We start from the raw sequence: 1,243 nt of genomic DNA, 5'->3' as shown, positions 1-1,243 counted from the left end.
CGTTACAACAAGTGGAAATTGGTCTTCATGGAACAACGTGCAAAAGGTACGTTGCGTATTTGGGCTGAACCATTCACCAAATTACGTGTGCCGAAGATCTTCAACTTGCGCATGGACCCTTATGAAGTTGCGGATGTTACCTCCAACACGTACTACGATTGGATGCTTGATCGCGCCTACATGTTGGTACCAGCACAAACGTATGTTGGTCGATTCCTAGAAACCTTCAAAGAGTTCCCGCCAAGGCAAAAAGCCGCAAGTTTCTCGCTTGATCAAGTGATGGAGAAACTGCAAGAGAACCCGAATAAGTAGGTTTGTTGCACGATCAAAACTCCAAATCGAGAGGCTCTGAGGAGCCTCTTTTTTTGCGCACCGTTTAAGTTTTTCTTAAAACTCATGTAATTACTTGTCCAAAAAGAAAAAGTCATCCTACAGTTGATGAAGAACAAAATTAGAATAACAAGGATCGTTATGACTCAGTGGGCAAGTTGGAAGCAGGCAATAGTGAGCCTTGCTATGCTCGTCAGTTTTTCTCTGTTTGGGCAGCAAAACGCCCAAACTCCACCAGAAGTTGTCCAAGCTCAGTTTATTGGTAATGAAACGTGCATCGATTGTCACCAAGTCGAAGTGGAAGCGTGGCAAGGCTCGCACCATGATATGGCGATGCGCCATGCTGATTCAGAATCCGTACTGGGTAACTTCGACAATCAAGCCGTTGAACATCAGGGCAAGGCAAACCGTTTTTTTCGCAAAGGCGATGAATATTGGGTCAACATCCAAGGGCCAGATGGACAGTGGCACGATTACAAAATCAGCTATACGTTTGGTTGGGTGCCATTACAACAGTACATGGTGGAATTTGATGATGGACGCATACAACTGATTCCTTTTGCTTGGGATTCGAGAAGTGTGGAACAAGGCGGGCAACGTTGGTTTCATTTATATCCAGACACGACCACAACCGATGAGTTTTACTGGGCCAATACAGGGCAAAACTGGAACTTCATGTGCGCTGATTGCCACTCAACCAACTTGAAGAAAAACTACGACGCGCAAAGCAATACTTATCAAACAACGTGGTCGGAAATCAACGTCAGCTGCGAAGCGTGTCATGGCCCGGCAAGTCTGCACGTGGAAATGGCGAAACAGGCCAAGCAAAATGGAATGCCAATTCCCACCGCGAATCATTATGCTTTTTCTCGCGATCTTGCAGCCGCATGCAAAGAGTTGGTCGACAAAGAAA

1 protein-coding gene and 1 pseudogene are annotated in these 1,243 nt (G+C 45.9%); both read left to right on the top strand.

What is annotated here, in order from left to right:
* Positions 1-312 (top strand): annotated as a pseudogene (locus tag R7E47_RS24665) (arylsulfatase); the annotation flags it as partial.
* Between the two features lie 159 nt (positions 313-471).
* On the top strand, positions 472-1,243 hold a 772-nt coding region (locus R7E47_RS24660), incomplete at its 3' end, for a multiheme c-type cytochrome (protein ID WP_318085379.1).

The organism is Vibrio sp. Vb1026, assembly GCF_033338745.1.
GTDB classification, from domain to species: domain Bacteria; phylum Pseudomonadota; class Gammaproteobacteria; order Enterobacterales; family Vibrionaceae; genus Vibrio; species Vibrio alginolyticus.
The sequence above is the reverse complement of the archived record's forward strand: the minus strand, read 5'-3'. Positions and strand labels throughout refer to the sequence as shown.